The following is a 23229-nucleotide window of genomic DNA, read 5'->3' on the forward strand; positions in this document are numbered from 1 at the left end:
AGGGTGACAGGGGGCTGGCAAGATGTTTCATATGTTCTCGCACCTGCTTAATAACGTAAAGCTGAGAACAAAGCTCATCTTATCCTGCATCGTAGTTGTGTTCATTCCAATTCTTATCATTGGCGTGTTCCTGACAAACGAGCTGCGCAATATGGCGCTGGATAACGCGATGGAGCAGACGCATACAAACGTACAGCGCGTCAAAGCAAGGACGACCGAGCTGATGAATGTCGCTTACGACAGTGCTTACCGTCTGGAGAACAGCCGGCTCGAGGCCGTGACGAACCGGAAATATGAATCCACCTATGAGGTTGTAAAAGCATATCGGGAATACACCGACTTTAACGAAATCCGCCAGCAGCATGACGAAGTCGCGAATATCCGGTTTTATATGGAGAACCCGACCATGCTCAACAACTGGGACTTCATTCAGCCGGACAACTCCATTAAGGATTCCGTGTGGTATAAGAAAGCGATAACTCCCGGAAGCGGAGTGAACTGGTACTACATGGAGGACGAGCGGGATAAACGGAATTATTTGAGCCTGGTCCGCGAAATTAATTTCTCGAGCAACAATACAAGCGGCGTGCTTGTCATAACGCTGAATATGACGATGCTAAGCAGCATCTTGAATCAAGAATCCTTCGAGACGATGATCGTCGATGAGGATAACCACATTATTGCGGCCAACCGAATCGGCAAAACGGGAAAAACGCTGCAGGAAATTGACTTCGAGCAGGGCATTGCCCATGAGAAGAGCGGGATGTACTCCGCGGATGTGGATGGCCAAGCCTCCCGGGTGCTGATCGAGCCTATTGTGCCGGAAGCAAGCGGGAATGCGCTTCGAATTATCTCCGTTTTCTCCGTAGATACCATTGTGGCGGATGCCAACCGGATTAATTCTCTTGCGCTTACCGTTATTTCAATAAGCCTTTTTATCGCGATTGCCTTGATTATTGGCGTTTCCACCATTATTACGAAGCGGCTGCTCCGCTTAAGCAAGCATATTACGAAGGTTGCAACCGGCAAGCTGGATATCGTGATGCAGATTGACGGCAAGGATGAGATCGGCCAGCTGTCCAGGCAATTTAATTCCATGGTATCGAGCATTAACGGGCTGGTCGAGGAAGTACAGGAAACAAACAAGATGAAGAGCCTGCTTGAATCCAAGCAAAATGAAATCAAACTGAAGATGATGGCTAGCCAGATTAATCCCCATTTCCTGTTTAACGCGCTGGAATCGATCCGGATGAAGGCTCATTTGAAGGGGGAAAAGGAAATCTCGCAGGTTGTCCGCCTGCTCGGCAAGCTTATGCGGCGGAGCATTGAGGTTACGCAGCGCATGACCCATCTTGCCGACGAGATGGATATTGTCCGCTGTTACCTGGATATACAGAAATTCAGATACGAAGACCGGTTATCTTATGAGCTTCATGTTGATCCGGTCGTAGAGAGAGTATCGATTCCGCCTCTTATTATTCAACCGCTTGTAGAGAATGCCGTTATTCATGGCTTCGAGAACAAGATGGAAGGCGGCGTCGTGACGGTTCGCGCCGCAAGGGAAGGCGATCGCGTCCGGATTGACGTCATCGACAATGGAGCGGGGATGACGCAGGAGAAGATCGACCGGCTGATGGAGCATCTGAACGAAACGGAAGATGCGGATAATAACCGAATTGGCTTGCGCAATGTCCATTTGCGGCTCCAGCTGACCTACGGTCCGGAGCATGGCCTTCAATTCGAGAGTGAACCGGGTATAGGGACGAAGGTTTCCTTCACCTTGCCTTTTGGGGAGGATTTGTATGTATAAAGTATTGCTGGTTGACGATGAACCGATGATCCGCGAAGGTCTTCGAACCTTGCTGGAATGGGAGAGCCTCGGTTATGAAGTGGTAGATACGGCAGCTAACGGCAAGGATGCTCTGCTTAAATGCGAACAGCATGAGCTGGATCTCATCATCGTGGATATCCGGATGCCGGAGATGAACGGACTCGAGCTGATCAAGACGATACGCGAGAACGGAGGCACCATGCATGTCCTGATATTAAGCGGCTATGCGGACTTCGAATATGCCAAGCAGGCCATTGTTCAGCGAATTGACGGCTATTTGCTGAAGCCCGTTGACGAGGACGAGCTGATGGACTACTTAAACGCCTTGAAGAAAGAGTTGGATCACGAATATGAAGCCCGCCGGAAGCAGCAGGATATGCGGCAAGGCAACGTAGAGGAGGAGCTGAAGCAGCTGCTTGCTGAAGGAAGCGCGGAGGGAAGCCCGACACAGCTGCCCGGCTCCCTGGATGGGAAGGAGTATGAACTGCTGCTCATTAAGACGCATGAACGAAGCGAAGAGGATAGGGCCGGGCATACTACTCAGATTAAGCGAAAGCTCTCGGAAGGGCTGGAGCAATCCGGTGCCGGTCTAGTGCTGGTCATGGAGCCGTATTTGCTGATCCTGCTGGGCAAAAGCCTGGAGAACGAGCGGTTCCGCCGGGAGGTGTATGCGATCATTGCCGGCGCCTGCGAGAATCTCGCTTCGGATTTCACCGTCGTAACGGGCGCCAGGGCAGCGGGCTACGCGGATATCCGGGCTGCCTATCAGAAGGCGCTGGTTCGGATGAAGCACCGATTCTTCCTCGAGAGCGGGACGATTATGCGGGAGGATCTGGAGCTGCCGGTTGGCAGTGAGGATACAAGACCTGATTTGCTCGGGATAGCGGAGAAGCTGTACCTGGCTCTGGACATTGTGAACAGGGATGCGATCAGGCAATTGATCGAAGAAACCGCTGAAGCGATGAGGGCGATCGGTTATGGGGAAGCCGAGATCAAGGCTGCCTTTGTCGAGCTTGTATCCGCAGTCCTCGACAAGCTTTCCTCCAAACGGCCGGAGCTCCCGGTGCGGGATTACCGTATGCGGATTCCGGAGCTGTACCGCGAATACCGCTTCAGCTCGCTTATCGGGCGGGTTACCGCCATAATGGAAGAAATTGCGGATTCTCTCGATAATTCTTCCGCGGATAAGCAGATCAAGCGCATGATCGACCTTATTCACCGGAATTACAAAGAGAACCTGAAAATGGAGACGCTTGCCGAACTATTTAACTATAACAGCGCTTATCTTGGCAAGCTGTTCAAGCAGGTTACAGGGGAAAACTTCAACACGTATCTGGATAAAGTACGGATGGAACAAGCGAAGCTATTACTTGAGCAAGGACTGAAGGTGTATCAGGTTGCGGAGATGGTCGGCTATGCGAACGTTGACTATTTCCACAGCAAATTCCGCAAGTATGTAGGCTCTTCGCCGTCTGTTTATCGCAAGAAGGAATCGTAAGAAGAACGCATGGTTTTCTCTGACCCTGAGAAAACCATGCGTTTTTTTATGCGGTGAATCCGCTTACACTAATTTTTATATGATTTTATGCCAAATCCTTTGGGTACCGATATCTGCCATGTATCCGTTATCATAAATGCATAAGGCAGGAGGGATTCCGATGAAAGCGGTCACAACAAGCGTTCCGCAGCAGACGCGCAAGTTAAAAGCAGAGAGAAATTTTTGGAGAACAGCTATCCGCAACAGATACTTATACATGATGTCGCTGCCTTTCATAATTTGGGTGTTTGTATTCAGCTATTACCCATTATGGGGCTGGACGATGGCCTTCCAGAAATTTAAACCGGCGAAATCATTCTGGGAGCAGGATTGGGTAGGCTTCGAGCAATTTAAAATCTTGTTCCAGGACGATACATTCTACCTCGTTATGCGAAACACGCTGGCGATGAGCTTTATGGGAATTATTGCAGGCTTTGCCGTGCCAATCGTGTTCGCGGTCCTGCTTAACGAGGTTCGGAGCATGGCATTCAAACGGTTCGCGCAAACGATATCGTATCTGCCGCACTTTGTATCCTGGGTTGTTGTGGCAGGCATCGTATCGAAGATGCTGTCGGCCGACCACGGTACGGTCAATGAGATTCTGATGTGGCTTGGCTTTATTGATACGCCAATCCAATTCCTGGCGAAGCCGCATTACTTTTGGGGGATCGTAACGATCTCGGATGTGTGGAAAGAGATGGGCTGGAATACGATTATCTACCTTGCAGCTATCGCGGGGATCAGCCAAGAGATGTATGAAGCGGCTAGAGTAGACGGTGCGAACCGTATCCGCCAGATTTGGCACATAACGCTGCCAGGCATTCGTTCAACGATTGTTATCCTGCTCATTATGTCGATCGGTCACTTGATCCAGATCGGCTTCGAGAAGCAGTTCCTGCTTGGCAATAATCTCGTTCGGGATTATTCGCAAGTCCTTGACTTGTATTCGCTTGAATATGGCTTGCAGATGAGCCGGTACTCGTTTGGTACGGCGGTCAATATTTTCAACTCGGTTGTAAGTATTATCCTGCTCTTCGCGGCTAACGGATTATTCAAGAAAATTACGAAAGAAAGCATTATGTAAGGAGGAGAGTGGGCCATGACATCAAAAAGACTGCTGGGCAGCGCGCCTCTTTCGGATCGGCTTCTAAGCGTGATCGTATACGCATTTGTCATCTTCGTTATGATCGTAACCTTGTATCCGTTTCTGAACGTGCTTGCTCTTTCGCTAAATGATTCGGTAGACAGTGTAAGAGGCGGCATTACCATCTTCCCGCGCGATTTCACTTGGGAGAACTATACAGTTATCTTTTCCTTCAGCGGCTTAATTACAGGGTTCAAAATTTCCGTATTCCGGACGGTAGCCGGTACGGTGGTTGGCCTGATCAGCGCTTCCATGCTGGCCTTTACGCTGAGCCGGCCCGATTTCCAGGGACGCAAATTCGTCTCGGTCTTCCTCGCGCTGACCATGTACGTATCGGGGGGCTTGATTCCGGTCTACTTCCTGATTCGCGACCTGAACATGATGGGAACGTTCTGGGTTTACATCCTTCCTGGTCTCGTAAGCGCCTTTAACGTCTTTGTTATCCGGTCCTTTATGGATAGCATCCCTTATGCGCTTCAAGAGTCGGCCAAGCTCGACGGCGCGAACGATTTCACGATCTATTGGCGCATTATTCTTCCGATGGCGAAGCCGGCGCTTGCAACTATCGCGTTATTCCTTGCCGTTGGACAATGGAACTCTTGGTTCGATACTTATCTGTACAACGGTTCGAGCGAATCGCTGACAACCCTGCAGTTCGAGCTGATGAAGGTGCTGCAAAGCACAACATCGGGCAATAACGTGGACATCCACAATTCGAACATGACGCAAGTGATGTCTTCCGTCTCGCCGGAATCTGTCAAAATGGCGATTACGATCGTGGTAACGGTGCCGATCCTGCTGGTCTATCCTTTCTTGCAGCGGTACTTCGTCAAAGGCATGACATTAGGCGCCGTCAAAGGCTGATCTAATGATTAGAAGCGGTATTCTTGGGGAAACCCGTTAATACAATATGGATTTCATAAATATATAGGAGGGTTATTACATGAATCAAATCATTAAATGGTCAAGCCTGGCATTGTCTACGACGTTAGTTGCCGGATTGCTGGCTGGATGCGGCAGCAATAACAATAATGATGCAAATACGGCTAGTCCGGACGCCGGCAGCAATACGGGTTCGGAATCGGCTGCACCGGAAGATACTTCGCCGCTCACACTGACGTACTACAGCGAAGATCCGTCACCAAACTGGGCTAATATGCAAGACGAAATCGGCAAAGCCCTTACAGAGAAAACAGGCATTACCCTTGATGCGGAATTCGCGGTAGGCGACGCGGTTCAGAAATCGTCCCTGATTGCGGCAAGCGGAGAATATCCGGACCTTATCAGCGCCAAGCAAAGCATCGCTAAATTTGTCGACGCCGGCGCGGTTCTTGATTTGACCGATCTGATTGATAAGTATGCTCCAAACCTGAAGAAGCTGTTTGAAGGCAATATGAGCCGTCTGAAATACAACGATGAAGACCAAGCGATTTATGTAATCCCTTCCTATAACGGCATTGGACAAACATCCTTCAACGCAGGCGGCGGCTTCGAGCTGCAGCACCGTGTCGTAAAAGAGCTCGGTTACCCGACCATCCGCACCGTTGCGGATTACGAGAAAGCGATTAAAGACTATCTTGCCCTTCATCCAAAAGACGAGAACGGCAACCCGAATATCGGTCTGACATTGAATGCCGACGACTGGCATATGTACATCTCGGTAACGAACCCGGCATTCTTTGCAACTGGCGGTTCGGATGACGGCGAGTTCAACATCAATATCGATACGCAAGAAGTAACGTACCACTTCCGTCGTCCGGAAGAGAAAGAATACTTCAAATGGCTGAACCACATGAATGCCGAAGGTTTGCTTGATCCGGAAAGCTTCGTTCAAAAATACGATCAATACAAAGCGAAAATCGCTTCCGGCCGCGTGCTTGGCTTGATTGACCAAGACTGGGATTATGGCGACGGCGAGAAAGCTCTGAAAGCAGAAGGGAAATTCGAATACGGCTATGGCCACTATCCGGTTACCATGTCCGAAGACATCAAAGAAGCGTCGTTCTGGCCAACAGGCTTTATGGCGGGCAGCGGTGTAGCTATCTCCGTAGACAATCCGGATCCCGTACGTACCATTAAATTCCTTGACTACCTCGCTTCCGATGAAGGCCAAGTGCTTATGAACTGGGGTATTGAAGGCAAGCACTACAATGTAGAGAACGGCAAACGCGTTATTCCGCAAGAAGTAAACGATCGCAAAATCAATGACGCAACAAACTTCACAAAACAAACGGGCATCGGTCTCTACAACCTGCTCAGCGGCCATTACGGCGACGGCGTGAAAGATCCAAGCGGCAACTACTACACGACAAACTTCCCGGAGCAAATCGTGGCAGGCTTTAACGATGTAGAGAAAGAAGTTCTTAAAGCTTACAACGCAACGACTTGGAAGGACCTGTTCCCTAAAGAAGAAGAGTTCAAAGTTAAGCCTTGGGGCGCAGCATGGAACATTCCGATTCCTGGCGACAGCGAAGCGGTAGTTATCGAGAAGAAACTGACAGACATTACTTGGAAACGTATTCCTGAAGCGATCTTGGCTAAACCGGCTGATTTTGATAAAATTTGGGATGCCTACCAACAAGAGCTGATCAAAGCGGATGTGGAGAAAGCGGAAAGCATTCGTGAAGACCTGGTTAAAGCTCGCGTGAAATTGTGGAGTGAATAATACGCATTGACGATAAGAGAGCCCGATATATGCGGGCTCTCTTTGGCATCGGGAGACGGAGGATGAACGATGGGGACAATTAGGGATTGGAAGCTGTGGTATGAGCAGCCTGCTGCGCTATGGGAAGAAGCGTTGCCAATCGGCAACGGCCGGATTGGCGGGATGGTGTTTGCGGGGACGGACACGGACCAGATCCTGCTCAATGAAGATACGTTATGGGCAGGTTTTCCTCGGGACCCGATCAATTATGAAGCCCAACGATATTTGGCGAAAGCAAGACAGCTTATATTTTCCGGGAAATATGTCGAAGCCGAGAAATTGATTGAATCTACGATGCAAGGAAGGGATGTCGAGCCGTATTTGCCGCTTGGCGGTCTTTCCATTGTGCGAAGAGAGGAACGCGAGCCCGCAGTGTCGCAATATAGGCGCGAGCTTCATCTTAACGAAGGGATAGCTGCGACCGGGTATCAGGATGGAGATGTAACGATCCAATCCCGCTATTTCGCAAGCGTACCGGATCAGGTTCTTGTAGTCAGATACGAGGCTTCCGGAGGAACCATGAACCGCGACATTCGGATCGATTCCTTGCTCCAGTACAAGCTTGCTGAAGCAGAAGAAGGATGTTTGCATCTGATTGGACAAGCACCAAGCCATGTGGCTGGCAATTATCATAAAGATCATCCGCTGGATGTGCTTTATGAAGAAGGGCTTGGTCTGCCGTTTGAGATCCGCGTTCAGGTGGAGACGGATGGAATCGTTACGAATGATGACAATGGCCTGCAAATTCGGAATGCCGCTTATTTCAACGTGTATTTGGCAACAGAGACAGGATTCGCCGGTTATAATCAGTCTCCGGATCTGACGGCTTTCACGGCGCGTTGTCTGGAGCGGCTTCAGGCTGCAGCAGCACGAGGATTTGAAGCGCTGCGCAAGCGTCATGTTGAGGATCATCGCTGCTTGTTTGACCGTGTATCGTTCTCTTTGTCAGATGAAGCCGCCGAATATGACAAACCAACGGACCGCAGGCTTGCCGACTATCAGACGACAAAACAAGACCCGCATTTGGAAGCGCTCTACTTCCACTTTGGCCGTTATCTGTTGATGGGAAGCTCGAGACCGGGCACTCAGCCGGCTAACCTGCAGGGGATCTGGAACCATCATGTTTCACCGCCATGGCATAGCGATTATACGATAAATATTAATACGCAAATGAATTATTGGCCGGCGGAAGCGTGCAACCTCAGTGAATGTCATGAGCCGCTGTTTACCATGCTGCAGGAAATGAGCGAGACCGGCTCGCGAACGGCACGCATTCATTATGGCAGCCGCGGCTGGACGGCTCATCATAATGTGGATTTATGGCGAATGACAACGCCAACCGGAGGAAGCGCAAGCTGGGCATTCTGGCCGCTTGGCGGAGCTTGGCTTGTCCGGCAGGTATGGGAAAGCTACCTGTACAATCTGGACAAGGAGTTTCTCGGGGAACAAGCTTATCCGCTCCTGAAGGGCGCTGCATTGTTCTGTCTGGATTGGCTGATTGAAGGACCAAGCGGCGACTTGGTTACCAATCCTTCGACCTCGCCGGAGAATAAGTTTCTAACCGCAGATGGGGAGCCATGCAGTGTTTCTTATGGATCCACGATGGATATTGCAATTATCCGCGATTTATTCCATAACTGTCTGGAAGCCATTGATGCGCTTGGTATGGAAGAGGCGGCATTCCGTGACGAGCTGCTTGCGGCATTAGACCGTCTTCCATCCTACAAGATTGGCCGTCATGGACAGCTGCAGGAGTGGTATGAGGATTTCGAAGAGAGCGAGCCTGGTCATCGGCATGTCTCCCATCTATATGGCATTTATCCGGGCAAAGAGATCAATGAGGATACGCCGGAGCTGCTGGCTGCGGCGGTTGCATCCCTGGATCGCAGACTCGCGAACGGCGGCGGGCATACCGGCTGGAGCTGTGCTTGGCTGCTTAATCTGTTTGCGCGTCTGAAGGATAAGAAGCAAGCCTACGGCGCTGTTCAGACGCTTCTCGCAAGATCCACTTATCCGAATCTGCTTGATGCTCATCCGCCGTTCCAGATTGACGGCAACTTTGGCGGAAGTGCCGGCATCGCCGAGCTTCTGCTTCAAAGTCATCTGAATGATATCGAGCTGCTTCCGGCATTGCCAGCCGCATGGAGAGCGGGGCAGATCAGCGGATTGAAGGCAAGAGGCGGTTATAAGGTCTCGATCGAGTGGGCTGACGGCAAGCTGAAGCGGGCGGTTATTGAGCCGAAGAAGAGCGGTATTTGCCAAATCCGGTATGAACAGACGCTTTGCGTCGAAGATGATAAGGGGGCTGCCGTTGCCCTTAACAACGGCGGATTTGAAGCTGAACAAGGACGGATTTATTATCTGTCCGTAAAAGTCGATTCGTAGAAAAAAAGTTGTCCTTACTGGATGAATGCGGTAACAGACTCCTCTCTCGCAAAATAGGATACTAGTAATGCTCGTATGAGAGAGGAGATTCATCATGACGATGAACAAGAAAGTCAGAATCAGTCTATCTCCGCCTGAATTTACGTATTTCAATGAGATCAAGTATTCGATTGGCAAAGATCCGCTAGTCAGGGTCGGCCCGCTGCAGGATCACGGAGACGGACAGTTTGTCATCTCGCTGCATGTTAAGGGACTGAAGAAAGCCAAAGCATTGGCTACCCTGCTTGTCGCCGATAAAGGGATTGGCGAAATCAACATTCATGTACAAGTCATCAGCGGCGGCAAAGCGATAAGCCCGATTACGCGTACGCTGACGCCAAAAGAAATCGCCGGTCTGTACCGGGCTGCGTTCCGTACCAACCGCTTCTTTCATTTTGTCGCCCTCAGAGTCATATTCGGAAATACCTTTGTGTATCCGGTGTTCAAAATCAAGGTTGTCCAGTTCTTTAATGACGATCTTTCCGATTTCTACGGCAACTATAATAATGTCGCGGCATTTGTCTTCCGGAATGTGCTGCGAAATGACATTAACGGCGTCCCGATTCAGTTTTCCACCGATAAGAAGAGCAGCAAAAAGAGAAAATAAGGAGAAAGCCTGTCTTCGAATGAGAAGGCAGGCTTTTTTTGCGTTTCGAATCTGCCTCTTGCGAACGGGTACACTTGTCAAGTAAATTGATTGTTATACATTCATGTGAAGGACTGAGCTCTTATGCTGACCCGATGGTTCCGCAAAATAACGCCGGATACGTTTAAAAACCGGATATTGCTTTCACTGCTGATTTTTATTCTTGTCCCGATTGCCCTGTTATTCCTGTATAACTTCCGGGAAACGGAAGAGCTGCTTCAACGCAATGCCTCGGACAAGAACATCGAGCAGCTTGAAGCGATCAAGACCGATCTGGTTGATCTGATGGGTCTTGTGATGAAGACGGGAATGCTGCTGGAGCAGGATTCCGTGCTTCGCCAGGTCATGCAGAAGCCGGAGCAATATGACGCCATTAACCGCAAGAAAATTGTCGAGAATAAATTCGCGGGCATCGAGAACAGCTTCTTTCTTACGGGAACAACCGTTTATTACACGGTTATAGATTTAAAGGGAAACGCTTACACCTCCTATACGCCGGCAGAGTCCCTGAATTACGGCAAGATAAGCGCGGAGGCCTGGGTTCAGGAGCTGAAGAAGGAAGGCGGACAACGCTATATCTGGCAGACGAATGACCAGTCCATGGAAATACGCGAGACGAAAGGCAATCGCATGCTCAGCCTTTATGAAGTGATGCGAGATGACGGGCTGAAGCCTTTTGCTTATGGACGGTTCAGTATTGATTACGAGCAATGGTTTACGGACAAGACGCAAGGCAGCGGCGGGGAAGGGGCTTATTTCCTGCTGGATTCCGGCGGTAATACGATTCTTCAGTCCGCGGCCGGGGATAAAGTGCCATCAGACGTAGCTGCATTGATCTCGACAGCGGGACAAAGCGAGCAGGACGATGCTTCTTCCAAGTCGATCACGGATAATCAGATGATGTATACGTACAGCAAAATCGAGGAGCTTGACGGTTATCTTGTCAAGAAGGTTCCGCTGTCTTTGCTCTTTAACGAGGTGGACAAGCAGAAGAAGCGTTCATTTGCCGTCTACTCCGCGATTCTCATCTTGTTTGTCCTTATGATTTATTTCATTTCGTCAACGGTAACCGGACCGCTGAAGCTGCTTCAGCGCAAGATGGAAACGACGGTCAAATCCAACCTGAAGGCGAAGCTGCCCGAACAGGGCAGGGGCGAAATATTAGCTTTGACCCGAAGCTTCAACTCGATGATCTCCGATATTAATGGCCTGCTGGAGAGGCTAAAGCTGGAGGAGCGGCAGAAGCAATTTGTCCGGTTCCAGGTGCTGCTCGGGCAGATGAACCCGCATTTTCTGCTTAATACGCTTAACACGATCAAGAGCATTGCGCTGGATAAAGACGAGGACGATATTTACGAAATATGCATCGCGCTGGGCAAAATATTGGAAACGACGCTTAATACGGAGGCTGATCTAATCCTGCTGAAGGAGGAGATCGTCCTCATCGAGTCCTATATGGATATCCAGCGGAAGCGGTTCGGGCATGGCATCGAGCTGCAATACGAGCTGGAGAGCGAGCTGGAATACGCGCTTATTCCGAAGTTTTGTCTGCAGCCTTTGGTGGAGAATTCGCTTCTTCATGGCTTCGGACAGTCGCAGCGGGAAGGGCGTATCGTTATACGCGCCTCAAGCCGCAACAAGCTCTTGATTCTTGAAGTCATCGACAACGGAATAGGGATTGAGAAAGCGAAGGAAACGCAGACGGCCCGGAAACGGAAGAGCATTGGCATTCAGAATCTGCGGGAGAGTCTCGAGCTGATGTTCAAAAATCAGCCTTCAGGCCTGATGCTGGAATCATCGGATGAAGGGACGCGGGTTATGATGCATTGCCCGCTTCTATTATCCAAACCCTATGTGAAGGAGGGGCATGACCATGTGGCGGACACTAATTGTTGAAGATGAGCAGCATGCAAGAGCAAGCCTGCGCAAGCTGTTTGCGAAGGCCGGCATTCCATTTGAGATTATAGGCGAGGCTGCTGACGGCGAAGAAGGATTGAAGATGATCCGGGAGCTTCGGCCGGATGTTGTGGTTTCGGATATTTTCATGCCCGTGATGGACGGCGTGCGGCTGCTTCAGCTGGCCAGGGAGGAAGGCATCGAAAGCCGTTTCGTCATGCTGACGGCTGTCAGTGAGTTCGAGTATGCGCGACAGGCGTTGGAATACGGCGCTTCTGGATATTTGATGAAGCTGTCTCTTGATTTGACGGGGCTGAGGCAAGCGATGGAGAAGGTGGCTGCCGAGCTTGCCAAGATGGAGAAGCTTCGCCGGGCGGACAAGTGGTTCCCGGAGAAGTCGGCGCAGGAGCCGACGGATCATCCGGAGATGAACCGAATTATTGCTTATATCGAGGAGCATTTCGCCGAGGATATTACGCTCAAGAGCCTGGCAGATTTTATCCGCATGGATGCGAGCTATGTCAGTGACCTGTTCAAGAAGAAGACCGGTACCACGCTGACGCATTATATCCAGAACCGGCGCATTCGGGCTGCGAAGATGCTGCTGACCGAGACGGATCGTACCGTCAGCGACATCGGCAGAACGGTCGGCTTCGAGAACGACAACTACTTCATCAAGATTTTTAAGCGGTGGTGCGAAGTTACGCCAAACGAGTACCGTAAAGAACAAAAAAACGTTCTATGAATGTCCAAACGCTGTTCATCCCCCGATCGCCGGGCCGGTGATAAAGTTAAAGACGTAGCAAACATGCTGGTCATCTTCAGAAGGGGGAAGACAAATGAAAAGAAAAGGTTTGTTAAAGGTTGCGCTGATTACGACTTTGGCCGCTTCGATTCTTGGAGCATGCGGAAGCAACGGCAACAACGGTAATGCCGGGTCAAGCCCGGGCACGGCAAGCGAATCGCCGGCAGGCGGGTCGGGCGAGAAGGTAAAGCTCACGCTTTGGGGAGCGGTTCCCGCCGAGGCAGGCCCGCAAGCTGTCGTTGACAACTGGAACAAGGAAAATCCGGACATTCAGGTTGAATATGTCCGCTACGTCAATGATGATCCGGGCAACCTGAAGCTGGACACCGCGCTTATGACCGGACAGGATGCAGATCTTTACATCAACTACACGCTCACCCGCTTGCAGAAGCGCGTTGACGCTGGCGTAGCCTTGGATCTTAGCAGCAAATCCGATTATAACATCGATGATCAAATGGGTCCGGATGCCGCGCAGTGGAAAATCGGAGACAAATATTACGGGATTCCTACAAAGAAGAACATGGCGTTTATCTGGCTGAACAAAGACATGCTGGACGCAGCGGGACTCCCGGTTCCACCGGTGGATTGGACATGGGATGATCTCAGAGAGTATTCGAACAAATTGAAGAAAGACAAAGTATACGGCCTGGTGCAGCATGATGCTTCCTTTACGGCAACCATGGACGGAACGATTGCCGGTCTTGGCATTACGAAGCCGGACGGAACTTCGAACTTCGACAATGATCTGTGGAAGAAGCAATTGCAAACGCTTCATGACATGATGTTCGTAGACAAGTCGACGCCGGAGTACGGCGAACAAGTGACGAGCAAAATGCCGGTTGATACCATGTTCCTGAAAGGCGAAGCAGCGATGCTGTCCGCAGGGGAGTTTATTTTCCGCAATGCAAACGACCTGACTAATTTCCCGCATGACTTCAAGATCGCCTTCGCAACCATTCCGAAAGTATCAGCAGACCAACAGGATTACAAGTACCCGGGCGGCGTTGGCGACGTACTGTCCGTTAATGCGAAATCCAAACACCAGGATGCCGCATGGAAGTTTGCAACATGGTATGCGGACGGCGGCATGCTGCCGATGGCTAGCGGCGGACGCATTCCATCCTCGAAGAGCGTAGACAGCAAGCAAGCGATGGATCTGCTGCTCAAAGGCGTAGAAGATAAATACGACACGGAATCGATGAACAAAGTTGTGTTTGGCCAGTTCCCGTCGTTCCAGCTGAGCGTTCCGCAGCAAGCGCTTGATGCACGGAAGGAAGAGTACGAGAAATACTTCCTGAACGAGCAGGATATTGATGCAACGCTTAAAAATATGGCCAAACGCCATCAGGAATATATCAAGTAACCTAAGCCGAATATGAACAAGCCCCCAAGAGAGAAGAAGGATCCCCCGCTTCCTTCTTCTCTCTTTGTTATATTCAGGAAGCTCCATACGATTAAGAAAGGCGGCGGTTTCTGTGAAAAGGAAAAGCTGGATTCAGAAACAAGGCTGGATTGGTTATGCTTTTATTCTGCCTAATATGCTGGGCATCCTGGCATTCTTTATTTTGCCGGCCCTGTTCTCCTTCGGCATGATGTTTACGGATTATCAGTTCGGCAATCCCAACTGGAAGTTCACCGGATTAGATAATATAACTCGCATGTTCGGCGACGATCAGTTCTACTCCTCCATCAAATATACGGTCATTTTCCTGTTGTCCGTTCCGGTCTCTCTGGCCCTGGCCTTCATCGTTGCGCTTGTGCTGAACCGCAACGTGTATTTAAAGGGTCTGCTTAGAGGGATGTTCTTCCTGCCTTACATTTCGAGCGGCGTTGCCGTTGCCTTTGTCTGGATGCTGCTGTTCCAGCCATCCCAAGGGCCGATTAATGAAGTCCTTCGTTTTATCGGCATTGTATCGCCTCCGGGCTGGTTCGCGGATTCCGACTCGGCGATGTATGCCATCGACATTGTTCAGATCTGGTTTATGCTTGGCTACAACATGATCATCTATTTGGCGGCCTTGCAGGAGATTTCGACGGAACAGCTTGAAGCGGCGCGTATTGACGGTGCGAGTTCCATGACGATCACTTGGAAAATTGTATGGCCGCTCGTTAGTCCAACAACTTTTATGCTGCTTATTACAGGGCTGATTATGACGGTCAAATCCTTCTCTCTCATACAGGCGATTACGGGCGGCGGCCCGAGCGGAAGCACCACGATTCTGTCGTTGTTCGTCTACAAAACAGCCTTTAGCTACTATGAGATGGGCTATGCTTCAACGATTTCCTGGTTCCTGTTCGCGGTTATTCTCGTCATTACCATCATCCAATGGGTCGGCCAAAAACGCTGGGTCCATTACTAGAGAGGAGCATGCTCTATGATTGAAACCAATAAGAACCTCTCGGTTAAGCTTAGTGTCACGATCCTTATGCTGATCGCAGGGTTGTTTATGATCGTCCCTTTCTTATGGATGCTCAGCACCTCCTTCCAGACCCCAAGCGAAGTATTCCGCCAGTGGCTTCCTTCGAGTCTGGACTGGAGCAACCATAAGCGGATATGGACGGGAAGCTATAATTTCCTGCCATACTATCTGAACTCGCTTAAGATTTCCGTGATTGGCACAGCCGGTGCGGTCTTTATGTCGGCCCTAGCGGGTTACGGCTTCGCGCGCACGGAGTTTAAAGGACGGGATACGCTTTTTATCGTGTACTTATCCATGATGATGATTCCTCCCCAGGTCGTTTTTGTTCCGAAGTTTATCCTGTTTAACTGGCTTCATATCTACAACACGCATTGGGCATTGATTCTGCCGGCCATGTTCTCGATCTTTGGCGTATTTATGCTCCGCCAGTTTTTCCTGGGGATTCCGAAGGAAATTACAGAATCCGCGTTTCTTGACGGGGCCGGTCATTTCCGGATCTTCTTCAACCTGGTATTGCCGTTAGCCAAGCCGGCGCTGGCGACGTTTGCTATTATCGACTTCTCCTGGCAATGGAACGATTACGAGAATGCGCTTGTCTTCCTGCAAAGCCCGAAGCTTTATACGATCCCTCTTGGCCTCCAGAACTTCGTTCTGGAAAATAACGTTGACTATAACGGTATGATGGCAGCTTCGTCGGCAGCAATCATTCCTATGATTCTCATATTCCTGCTTGGTCAGAAATACATCATTCAAGGCGTATCCAGCTCGGCAGTTAAAGGCTAATTCAAAGGAGGCTTTATTTTCATGAGACAGGAGATTGTAAGATCCAATGTAACGGTAATTGGCGGAGGTCTGGCAGGCATCAGCGCGGCCATTGCGGCAGCAAGGTTGGGGCAAAAGGTGGCGCTGGTCCATAACCGCCCGGTGCTTGGCGGCAACTCCAGCTCCGAGGTTCGTGTCTGGGTATGCGGCGCTACGGGCCATGGCGTGAACCGGTATGCCCGCGAGACCGGCATTATGGGCGAGCTGTTTATTCAGAACCAGTTCCGCAATCCGGAAGGCAATCCGTATCTCTGGGATGTCACGCTGCTGGAGGCGGTAAGAGCGGAGCCTAATCTGACGCTGTACATGAATACCGATGTCAGGGAAGTGGAAGCGCACGGAGCATTGGATGCCCGGGTTATCCGCAGCGTGACGGGCTGGATGATGGGCTCGGAGCGGGAGATCACGTTTGAGAGCGAAGTGTTCCTCGATTGTACCGGTGACGGGCTAGTTGGATTCCTGGCGGGAGCGGCCTACCGGATTGGACGCGAAGCCCGCGACGAGTTCGGAGAAGATTGGGCTCCGGAGGTTGCCGACGATATCACGCTGGGCAGCACTTTGCTGTTCTATACGAAAGACACGGGCAAGCCGGTACGGTTTGTTGCTCCGTCTTTTGCAAAAGATATTACAACAACCTCCATTCCGATTAAGCGCGTGATCCGAAGCGGCGACTCCGGCTGCCATTATTGGTGGATTGAATGGGGCGGCGAGCTGGATACGGTTCATGAGAATGAGCAAATCCGGGATGAATTATGGTCTGTCATTTATGGGATTTGGGATTACATTAAGAATTCCGGTCAATTTGAAGCGGAAAACATGACGCTGGAGTGGGTAGGCTCGATTCCGGGCAAACGCGAATACCGCCGCTTCCTTGGGGATACGATTCTCACGCAAAACGACGTAATCTCGCAGCGTCCGTTCGAGGACCGGGTCGCCTTTGGCGGCTGGTCGATCGATCTGCATCCGCCGCAAGGCATGTACGCGACCGAAAGCGGCTCCAAGCATTTGCATGCGGACGGTATTTACCATATCCCGTTTGGCTCCCTCTACTCCAGAAATGTCGGCAACCTGCTGTTTGCGGGACGCAATGTCAGCGCATCGCATGTCGCGTTCGGAACAACCCGCGTCATGGCGACCTGTGCGGTAATGGGAGAAGCGGCAGGCGTTGGCGCCGCCTTGTCGGCTATCAAAGGGATTACGCCGCGCGAGCTGCGTGGACGTCATTTGACCGAGCTGCAGCAAACGATGCTGCGCATGGATGCCTCCATTATTGGTCTGCGGAACGAAGATTCAGCTGACTTGGCCAGAACGGGAACCGTCACGGCATCCAGCGCAATGACGGGCATTTTGCTTGATGAACCTTCCAAAGCATATCCTCTTGCGTCTGATGTTGGCTGGTTATTCCCGGCGGAGGGCGGCTTTGAAGGCTTAACTCTTCTTGCTTCCGCTTCCGAAGCGACAAGTTTGACCGTCGAGCTATGGGATACGGGCCGTCCCGAGAATTATGTGCCGGCAAACTTCAAGCAAGCGTTGACCATAGAGGTAAGAGCCGGTGAGAAGCAATGGCTTGATTTGCCCGCGGACGGCGCGTTATTTGGCAGCGAGCCTTGCAACGTGTTTGTCATTGTCCGGGCGAATGAGGCAGCAAGCCTCTATACGTCAGCTGTTCCGGTTACCGGCGTGCTCGCGTTCGAGAGGGGAGTCAAACCGATCGTCAGCTCCGACCTGGAAGATCATCAGCCGGATCAGCCCGTTATTGAATGGTCGATGAAGCGTCTTGTCCGCAAGCCTTTCTGCTTTGCCGTCGCCACTAGCGCTTTTGCGCCGGAAAAAGTGATTGACGGTTATGCTCGTCCGTACGGCGGACCACATCTATGGGTATCCCAGCCGCTGGCGGAAGGACGTGAAGAATGGGTGGAGGTCGCCCTTGCCCGGCAAGCGGATGTAAGGGAAATTCATCTGACGTTTAACGATGATGTCAATGAGGACCTTATTAATCTGCATCACCACGAAACCCCGTTCCTGATCATTCCGGAAGTTGTGAAATCGTACGAGGTTCAGGCGTGGGTGAACGGTGAATGGCAGACAGTCGCCTATGACAATGAGAACCGGACGCGCAAAGTCGTGTTTACTCTGGAACATCCGGTAAGAACAGACCGGATTCGGACTGTCGTAAAGGAAACAAACGGCGGCGAACGTGCTGAAGTGGTTGAGATCCGTATTTACGAATAACGATATTGATATGAAAAACAGGCTGGAATCCGCGGATTCCAGCCTGTTTTATTTGCATCATAGGGTAAGCATGTTTTCCATCGGACTCTTAAATACGGTTTGACTCATTAACGAAGCCAGCTCTTCCGGAGGAAGATTCATATCCGATTGAATCCAGCGGACAAGAATGCCCAGATTTCCGTTAATGACGCTCTCCATCAAGAGATCCCGTTTGATTAGATCAGCCCCGTTACAGCTTGATAATATGGATTCAAACCGGGCTAAAGCATTTTGCCGGATGACCTTAAGCAGGCCTTCCCGGAAATGGGGCCGGCTATGAGGACCGGTAAGAATTCGCAGTACCTTATGATGCTGCTCCATGTATTGGAAGATCGGGATGAAATATTGCATGAATTCCCCGTTTTTCTCGGACAGGTATAAGTGGCGGGCTTTATTTCCCCGTTCTTTGATCGCTTCCAAATGCTCATTCTCAATACTCGTGATCAGATCCTCGAGGTTGAAGAAATGAAGATAAAAGGTTCCCCGGTTAATGTCTGCTGCCTCGGTTAACATCTTGATGTGAATTCGTTCGAGCGGCAAGCTCTCATAGATATGCAAAAAGGTATCCATGATATGGACGCGGGTATTGGCGGAAGACGTATTCATAATTAAACCTCAATCTTTTTGGAGTGATACGACATATTCGGAATTCTATTTATTGAGATTCGGGAGTCGTGTATGACAATAAATCCCGAAATCTCTTGCTCTCTAGAATACCATATCCTTTCCAAGCAATCGACAGCCAACAACCGGGGGTAATTTTTTTCGCAAGAGGAATTGAAAAATGCAGGGCGGCGTGTATAATGGAGTTAAGCGCTTAACTAATTTTACTTAATTTATGTATAATATTGTCGAATGAAGTCTTTAAATTTACTTAGTTTACTTACATTAAGCGATTAACTTAATAGGAGGTACTATGACAACGATTCGATTGACAATGGCGCAGGCTTTAGTAAGGTTTCTCGATGCCCAGTATGTTTCGGTTGATGGCGAGGAAACGAAATTCGTTCAAGGTGTCATGGGGATATTCGGTCACGGCAATGTAACGGGGATTGGCGAGGCATTAGAGTACAGTCCGGGCAGCCTGACCTTGATTCAGGGGAAAAACGAGCAGGGCATGGTGCATGCGGCTGCAGCCTTTGCCAAGCAGAAGAACCGCCTGCAAATTTACGCTTGCACCTCTTCTATTGGACCAGGCGCGCTGAATATGGTAACCGCCGCCGCAACCGCTACCGTAAACCGCATACCGGTATTGTTACTACCGGGAGATAACTTTGCGTCCCGCCAGCCGGATCCGGTGCTTCAGCAGCTGGAGGTTGCATCTGACTACACGGTTTCGGCGACGGATGCTTTCAAGTCGGTCAGCAAGTATTGGGATCGCATCGTTCGTCCCGAGCAGCTGATGGCGGCAGCGTTTCAGGCCATGCGGGTATTGACGGATCCGGCAGAGACGGGAGCTGTCACATTAGCTCTCCCGCAGGATGTTCAGACGGAAGCTTACGACTATCCGGAAGCGTTTTTTAGTAAGCGCATTCATTATATTGACCGCCGGCCGCCTGCCCAAGACGCGGTACAACGTGCGGCAGAGCTTCTAAGAGGAAAGAAAAGACCGCTTATTATCGCTGGCGGAGGCGCATTGTACGCTTCGGCCACTAACGAGCTCCGTGCTTTCGCTGAAGCCTTTCATATTCCTGTTGCGGAAACGCAGGCGGGCAAAAGCGTACTGCCTTGGAATCACCCTTTGAATGTAGGAGCCGTTGGGGTTACGGGCACGCTTGCGGCTAATCTTCTGGCTAGGGAAGCGGATGTTGTTATTGGGGTTGGAACCAGATATTCGGATTTCACGACTTCTTCCAAGTCGGCCTTCACAAATGAAGAGGTTCAATTTATCAATCTAAATGTCAGCACTCTTGATGCCGCCAAGTGGGGCGGAGCTGCCTTGACGGGGGATGCGAAGCTTGGACTGACGCTTCTGGCCGATGCTCTTGCGGCAACCGGCTACAAAAGCACTTACGCGGACAATGAAATTGCGGATTTGAAGAAGACCTGGGATGCCGAGGTAGACCGGCTTTATGCCTTGGAGCATGAACAAGGACTTGCCCAAACCCATGCGCTAGGCGTTATTCAAAACACGATTGATCCAAGCTCTGTTATTGTTTGCGCGGCAGGCAGCCTGCCGGGCGATCTGCACCGTCTGTGGAGACCGGAGCAGCCGAAGACGTACCATATGGAATACGGTTTTTCCTGTATGGGCTATGAGGTGAGCGGCGCATTCGGCGCGGCGCTGGCAACAGCCGGGGAAGACCGGGAGGTATACGCCGTTGTGGGTGACGGAAGCTACTTCATGCTGCATTCCGAGCTGATCACAAGCCTGCAGGAAGGCGTGAAAATCACGATCTTATTATTCGATAACCATGGCTTCCAATGTATCCATAACCTGCAGCGCGGCCACGGCAGCGAGGGCTTCGGCAACGAGTTCCGTTACCGCGAAGCTTCGACGGGCAAGCTTACCGGCAGCTATATGCCGATCGACTTTGCGGCCCATGCCCGCAGTCTCGGGGCGAAATCTTATAAGGTATCTTCCTCGGAGGAGCTTAAGGCGGCGCTCGAGCAAGCGAAGCAAGAAACGGTATCTACCTTGATTGAGATTCCGGTCGTGCCGGGTACCAATACATCCGGTTACGAGTCCTGGTGGAATGTTGGCGTGCCGGAAGTATCGGTCAGCGATAAAGTGCTTGATGCGCATGAGGATATGAAGCAGCGGATTCGCGCCGCAAGAATGATATAAGAGGCTAAGGGAGCTGAAGCTGATGAAGTCATTGCCGTTTAAGATTGGTGCCCATCCGATCAATTGGGTCGGGGAAGACGTGAAGGAACACGGAGCGGATACGACTTACGAGCAGATTATGGATGAGATGCAGCGGTTAGGTCTCTCCGGAACCGAGATGGGACGCAAATATCCGGACGACCCCGAGATTCTGAAGCAGGAGCTTGGGAAAAGAAACTTGCAGCTTGTATCTCAATGGAAGTCCGTGCTGTTCTCGGATCCTTCCTATCGCGAGGAGGAGCTTGCAGCCTACGAGGAGCATGTCAAGTTTCTGAAAGAAATGGGCAGCACCGTCATCAGTACCTGCGAGGTAGGCGGTTCGCTTCATTTCGATCCCCGCCGCACGCCTAATGAGACGGAAGTTATTCCGCTCGACGAAGCGGGCTGGCAGAGCCTCGCTGAAGGATTAAATGCAGCCGGTGCGATAGCCAAGGCGCATGGCCTCAAGCTTACCTATCATCATCATGGGGGTACGGCCGTAGAGAGCCCGGAGGAAATCGACCGCCTGATGGAGCTCACGGATCCGGGCCTGGTCTACCTGCTGTTTGATACGGGTCATGCCTATTACGGAGGCGCAGCTCCGCTTGAAGTCCTAACCAAGCATTACAGCCGGATCGCCTATATCCATCTGAAGGATGTCAGACAGCATGTGCTGGATGAAGCGCGTGCGGAGAATGCGGATTTCATTACCTGCATTCGCAAAGGCGTATTTACGGTTCCGGGGACAGGCGATCTTGATTTCAAGCCGATAGTCGAGGAGCTTCTGGCCCTCGGTTATAGCGGCTGGGCGATGCTGGAAGGAGAGCAGGATCCTGCAAAGTATCCGGCATATGAATTCGCAGCCAAGGCGATAGCTTACCTGGAGTCGCTACTTCCTACGAAAGCGGGGGAATCCCAATGAACGACATCAAGTTTCCGCTGGACCGGACACTCGATTTTACGGCCATCGGCCGCTTATGCATAGATCTAAACGCCAATGAAATCAACCGTCCGATGGAGCAGACCAGTACGTTTACGAAATACGTGGGCGGATCTCCGGCCAACATTACGATCGGAATGTCGCGGTTTGACCTGAAGACGGCTTTTATCGGCAAAATCGCCAACGATCAAATGGGACGCTTCATCCGCAGTTACCTGGAGCAAAACCGGATTGATACAAGCAATGTCGTAAATGACTACACGGGCGCGGTTACCGGACTTGCTTTTACCGAGATTAAGAGTCCAACCGATTGCAGCATCTTAATGTACCGCGACAACGTCGCCGATCTGCTGCTTACTCCCGGCGAAGTGAATGAGGAGCTGATCGCGAAATCCAAGCTTCTGCTGATCTCCGGTACCGCGCTTGCGCAAAGCCCGTCTCGCGAAGCGGTATTCCAGGCGCTGCAATACGCGAAGAAGCATGGCACGGTTATTGCCTTTGATCTGGATTACCGCCCTTATACATGGAAATCCCAAGAGGAAACGGCTGTTTATTATAATCTCGCGGCCGAGAAATGCGACATCATTCTGGGCACGCGGGAAGAGTTCGACATGATGGAATGCTTCGAGCAGGAGCATAGCGACCAGAACACGGCATCCAGATGGTTCAATCATTCCGCCAAAATCGTTATTATCAAGCATGGCAAGGATGGCTCCATCGCTTACACGAAGGACGGGGTAAGTCACCGGGCCAAGTCGTTCCCGGCCAAGGTCATCAAGACCTTTGGCGCCGGCGACTCCTATGCGGCAGGCTTCCTGTACGGCGTGATGCAGGGCTGGACCCTGGAGAAAAGCATGGAGTTCGGCAGCGCTTCCGCGTGTATCGTCATTTCCAGCCACAGCTGCTCCGACGCGATGCCAAGAGCCGAGCAGGTTCATGAATATATTGCCGCTTGCGAACGCGGTGAAATCGTAGTCTGATTC

General features: G+C 51.0%; 17 protein-coding genes. 16 read left to right on the forward strand and 1 reads right to left on the reverse strand.

Annotated features, from left to right (window positions below):
- Positions 1–22: 22 nt before the first annotated feature.
- The 13 genes from M3194_RS06450 (at position 23) to M3194_RS06510 (ending at position 18461) form a co-directional block, all read left to right on the forward strand.
- A complete protein-coding gene (locus tag M3194_RS06450; RefSeq protein WP_251652600.1) occupies positions 23–1810 on the forward strand; it encodes a sensor histidine kinase in 1788 nt (595 codons plus the stop codon).
- The gene (locus M3194_RS06455) at positions 1803–3329 is read left to right on the forward strand and encodes a response regulator transcription factor (RefSeq protein WP_251652602.1); all 1527 of its coding nucleotides are present in this window, start codon (positions 1803–1805) and stop codon (positions 3327–3329) included. Before M3194_RS06450 ends, M3194_RS06455 begins: the two co-directional genes overlap by 8 nt.
- Before the next feature lie 160 nt (positions 3330–3489).
- Positions 3490–4452 (forward strand): ABC transporter permease, encoded by a 963-nt coding sequence (locus M3194_RS06460; protein WP_251652604.1) that lies wholly within the window; start codon positions 3490–3492, stop codon positions 4450–4452.
- A 15-nt stretch (positions 4453–4467) separates the two neighbouring features.
- Entirely contained in the window at positions 4468–5376 is a 909-nt protein-coding gene (locus M3194_RS06465; RefSeq protein WP_251652606.1) for a carbohydrate ABC transporter permease, read from the forward strand.
- A 79-nt stretch (positions 5377–5455) separates the two neighbouring features.
- Complete coding sequence (locus tag M3194_RS06470; RefSeq protein WP_251652608.1) at positions 5456–7177, forward strand: ABC transporter substrate-binding protein; 1722 nt, start codon at positions 5456–5458, stop codon at positions 7175–7177.
- A gap of 69 nt (positions 7178–7246) precedes the next feature.
- Positions 7247–9601, forward strand: coding sequence for a glycoside hydrolase family 95 protein (locus M3194_RS06475; RefSeq protein WP_251652611.1), 2355 nt, complete (start codon positions 7247–7249; stop codon positions 9599–9601).
- Between the two features lie 94 nt (positions 9602–9695).
- Complete coding sequence (locus tag M3194_RS06480; protein WP_251652613.1) at positions 9696–10247, forward strand: hypothetical protein; 552 nt, start codon at positions 9696–9698, stop codon at positions 10245–10247.
- 123 nt (positions 10248–10370) lie between these two features.
- Positions 10371–12182: a cache domain-containing sensor histidine kinase gene (locus tag M3194_RS06485; RefSeq protein ID WP_251652615.1), complete on the forward strand. Its 1812-nt coding sequence runs from the start codon at positions 10371–10373 to the stop codon at positions 12180–12182.
- Positions 12160–12927 carry a response regulator transcription factor gene (locus tag M3194_RS06490; protein ID WP_251652617.1) on the forward strand — a complete coding sequence of 256 codons (768 nt, stop codon included), beginning with the start codon at positions 12160–12162 and terminating at the stop codon, positions 12925–12927. The genes M3194_RS06485 and M3194_RS06490 overlap by 23 nt, the downstream gene beginning before the upstream one ends.
- Positions 12928–13021: 94 nt before the next feature.
- Positions 13022–14350, forward strand: a complete 1329-nt coding sequence (locus tag M3194_RS06495; RefSeq protein WP_251652619.1) for an ABC transporter substrate-binding protein — start codon at positions 13022–13024, stop codon at positions 14348–14350.
- Positions 14351–14462: 112 nt separating this feature from the next.
- The gene (locus tag M3194_RS06500; RefSeq protein ID WP_251652620.1) at positions 14463–15347 is read left to right on the forward strand and encodes a carbohydrate ABC transporter permease; all 885 of its coding nucleotides are present in this window, start codon (positions 14463–14465) and stop codon (positions 15345–15347) included.
- 15 nt (positions 15348–15362) lie between these two features.
- Complete coding sequence (locus M3194_RS06505; RefSeq protein ID WP_251652621.1) at positions 15363–16190, forward strand: carbohydrate ABC transporter permease; 828 nt, start codon at positions 15363–15365, stop codon at positions 16188–16190.
- 21 nt (positions 16191–16211) lie between these two features.
- Complete coding sequence (locus M3194_RS06510) at positions 16212–18461, forward strand: FAD-dependent oxidoreductase (RefSeq protein WP_251652622.1); 2250 nt, start codon at positions 16212–16214, stop codon at positions 18459–18461.
- A gap of 57 nt (positions 18462–18518) precedes the next feature.
- Here the strand turns inward: M3194_RS06510 and M3194_RS06515 are convergent, their stop codons facing one another.
- Positions 18519–19106, reverse strand: coding sequence for a TetR/AcrR family transcriptional regulator (locus tag M3194_RS06515; protein WP_251652623.1), 588 nt, complete (start codon positions 19104–19106; stop codon positions 18519–18521).
- Positions 19107–19416: 310 nt separating this feature from the next.
- Between M3194_RS06515 and iolD the strand changes: the two genes are divergently transcribed.
- Genes iolD through iolC form a run of 3 tightly spaced genes read left to right on the forward strand, consistent with a single transcriptional unit; the run spans position 19417 to position 23226 of the window.
- The gene (iolD, locus tag M3194_RS06520) at positions 19417–21288 is read left to right on the forward strand and encodes a 3D-(3,5/4)-trihydroxycyclohexane-1,2-dione acylhydrolase (decyclizing) (protein WP_251652624.1); all 1872 of its coding nucleotides are present in this window, start codon (positions 19417–19419) and stop codon (positions 21286–21288) included.
- A 22-nt stretch (positions 21289–21310) separates the two neighbouring features.
- Positions 21311–22228 (forward strand): myo-inosose-2 dehydratase, encoded by a 918-nt coding sequence (gene iolE / locus M3194_RS06525; protein ID WP_251652625.1) that lies wholly within the window; start codon positions 21311–21313, stop codon positions 22226–22228.
- The gene (gene iolC, locus M3194_RS06530; protein WP_251652626.1) at positions 22225–23226 is read left to right on the forward strand and encodes a 5-dehydro-2-deoxygluconokinase; all 1002 of its coding nucleotides are present in this window, start codon (positions 22225–22227) and stop codon (positions 23224–23226) included. The genes iolE and iolC overlap by 4 nt, the downstream gene beginning before the upstream one ends.
- The last annotated feature ends 3 nt before the right edge of the window (positions 23227–23229 follow it).

The sequence above is a fragment of the Paenibacillus glycanilyticus genome (assembly GCF_023715145.1).
Lineage (GTDB): Bacteria > Bacillota > Bacilli > Paenibacillales > Paenibacillaceae > Pristimantibacillus > Pristimantibacillus glycanilyticus_A.

What these genes read in the sequence shown, in the direction of transcription:
- M3194_RS06470 (WP_251652608.1), top strand. Translation starts at nt 5,456, where the DNA reads ATGAATCAAATCATTAAATGGTCAAGCCTGGCATTGTCTACGACGTTA.
- iolC (WP_251652626.1), top strand. Translation starts at nt 22,225, where the DNA reads ATGAACGACATCAAGTTTCCGCTGGACCGGACACTCGATTTTACGGCC.
- M3194_RS06455 (WP_251652602.1), top strand. Translation starts at nt 1,803, where the DNA reads ATGTATAAAGTATTGCTGGTTGACGATGAACCGATGATCCGCGAAGGT.
- M3194_RS06515 (WP_251652623.1), bottom strand. Translation starts at nt 19,106, where the DNA reads ATGAATACGTCTTCCGCCAATACCCGCGTCCATATCATGGATACCTTT.
- M3194_RS06490 (WP_251652617.1), top strand. Translation starts at nt 12,160, where the DNA reads ATGTGGCGGACACTAATTGTTGAAGATGAGCAGCATGCAAGAGCAAGC.
- M3194_RS06495 (WP_251652619.1), top strand. Translation starts at nt 13,022, where the DNA reads ATGAAAAGAAAAGGTTTGTTAAAGGTTGCGCTGATTACGACTTTGGCC.
- M3194_RS06460 (WP_251652604.1), top strand. Translation starts at nt 3,490, where the DNA reads ATGAAAGCGGTCACAACAAGCGTTCCGCAGCAGACGCGCAAGTTAAAA.
- M3194_RS06480 (WP_251652613.1), top strand. Translation starts at nt 9,696, where the DNA reads ATGACGATGAACAAGAAAGTCAGAATCAGTCTATCTCCGCCTGAATTT.
- M3194_RS06450 (WP_251652600.1), top strand. Translation starts at nt 23, where the DNA reads ATGTTTCATATGTTCTCGCACCTGCTTAATAACGTAAAGCTGAGAACA.
- iolD (WP_251652624.1), top strand. Translation starts at nt 19,417, where the DNA reads ATGACAACGATTCGATTGACAATGGCGCAGGCTTTAGTAAGGTTTCTC.
- iolE (WP_251652625.1), top strand. Translation starts at nt 21,311, where the DNA reads ATGAAGTCATTGCCGTTTAAGATTGGTGCCCATCCGATCAATTGGGTC.
- M3194_RS06505 (WP_251652621.1), top strand. Translation starts at nt 15,363, where the DNA reads ATGATTGAAACCAATAAGAACCTCTCGGTTAAGCTTAGTGTCACGATC.
- M3194_RS06485 (WP_251652615.1), top strand. Translation starts at nt 10,371, where the DNA reads ATGCTGACCCGATGGTTCCGCAAAATAACGCCGGATACGTTTAAAAAC.
- M3194_RS06465 (WP_251652606.1), top strand. Translation starts at nt 4,468, where the DNA reads ATGACATCAAAAAGACTGCTGGGCAGCGCGCCTCTTTCGGATCGGCTT.
- M3194_RS06475 (WP_251652611.1), top strand. Translation starts at nt 7,247, where the DNA reads ATGGGGACAATTAGGGATTGGAAGCTGTGGTATGAGCAGCCTGCTGCG.
- M3194_RS06510 (WP_251652622.1), top strand. Translation starts at nt 16,212, where the DNA reads ATGAGACAGGAGATTGTAAGATCCAATGTAACGGTAATTGGCGGAGGT.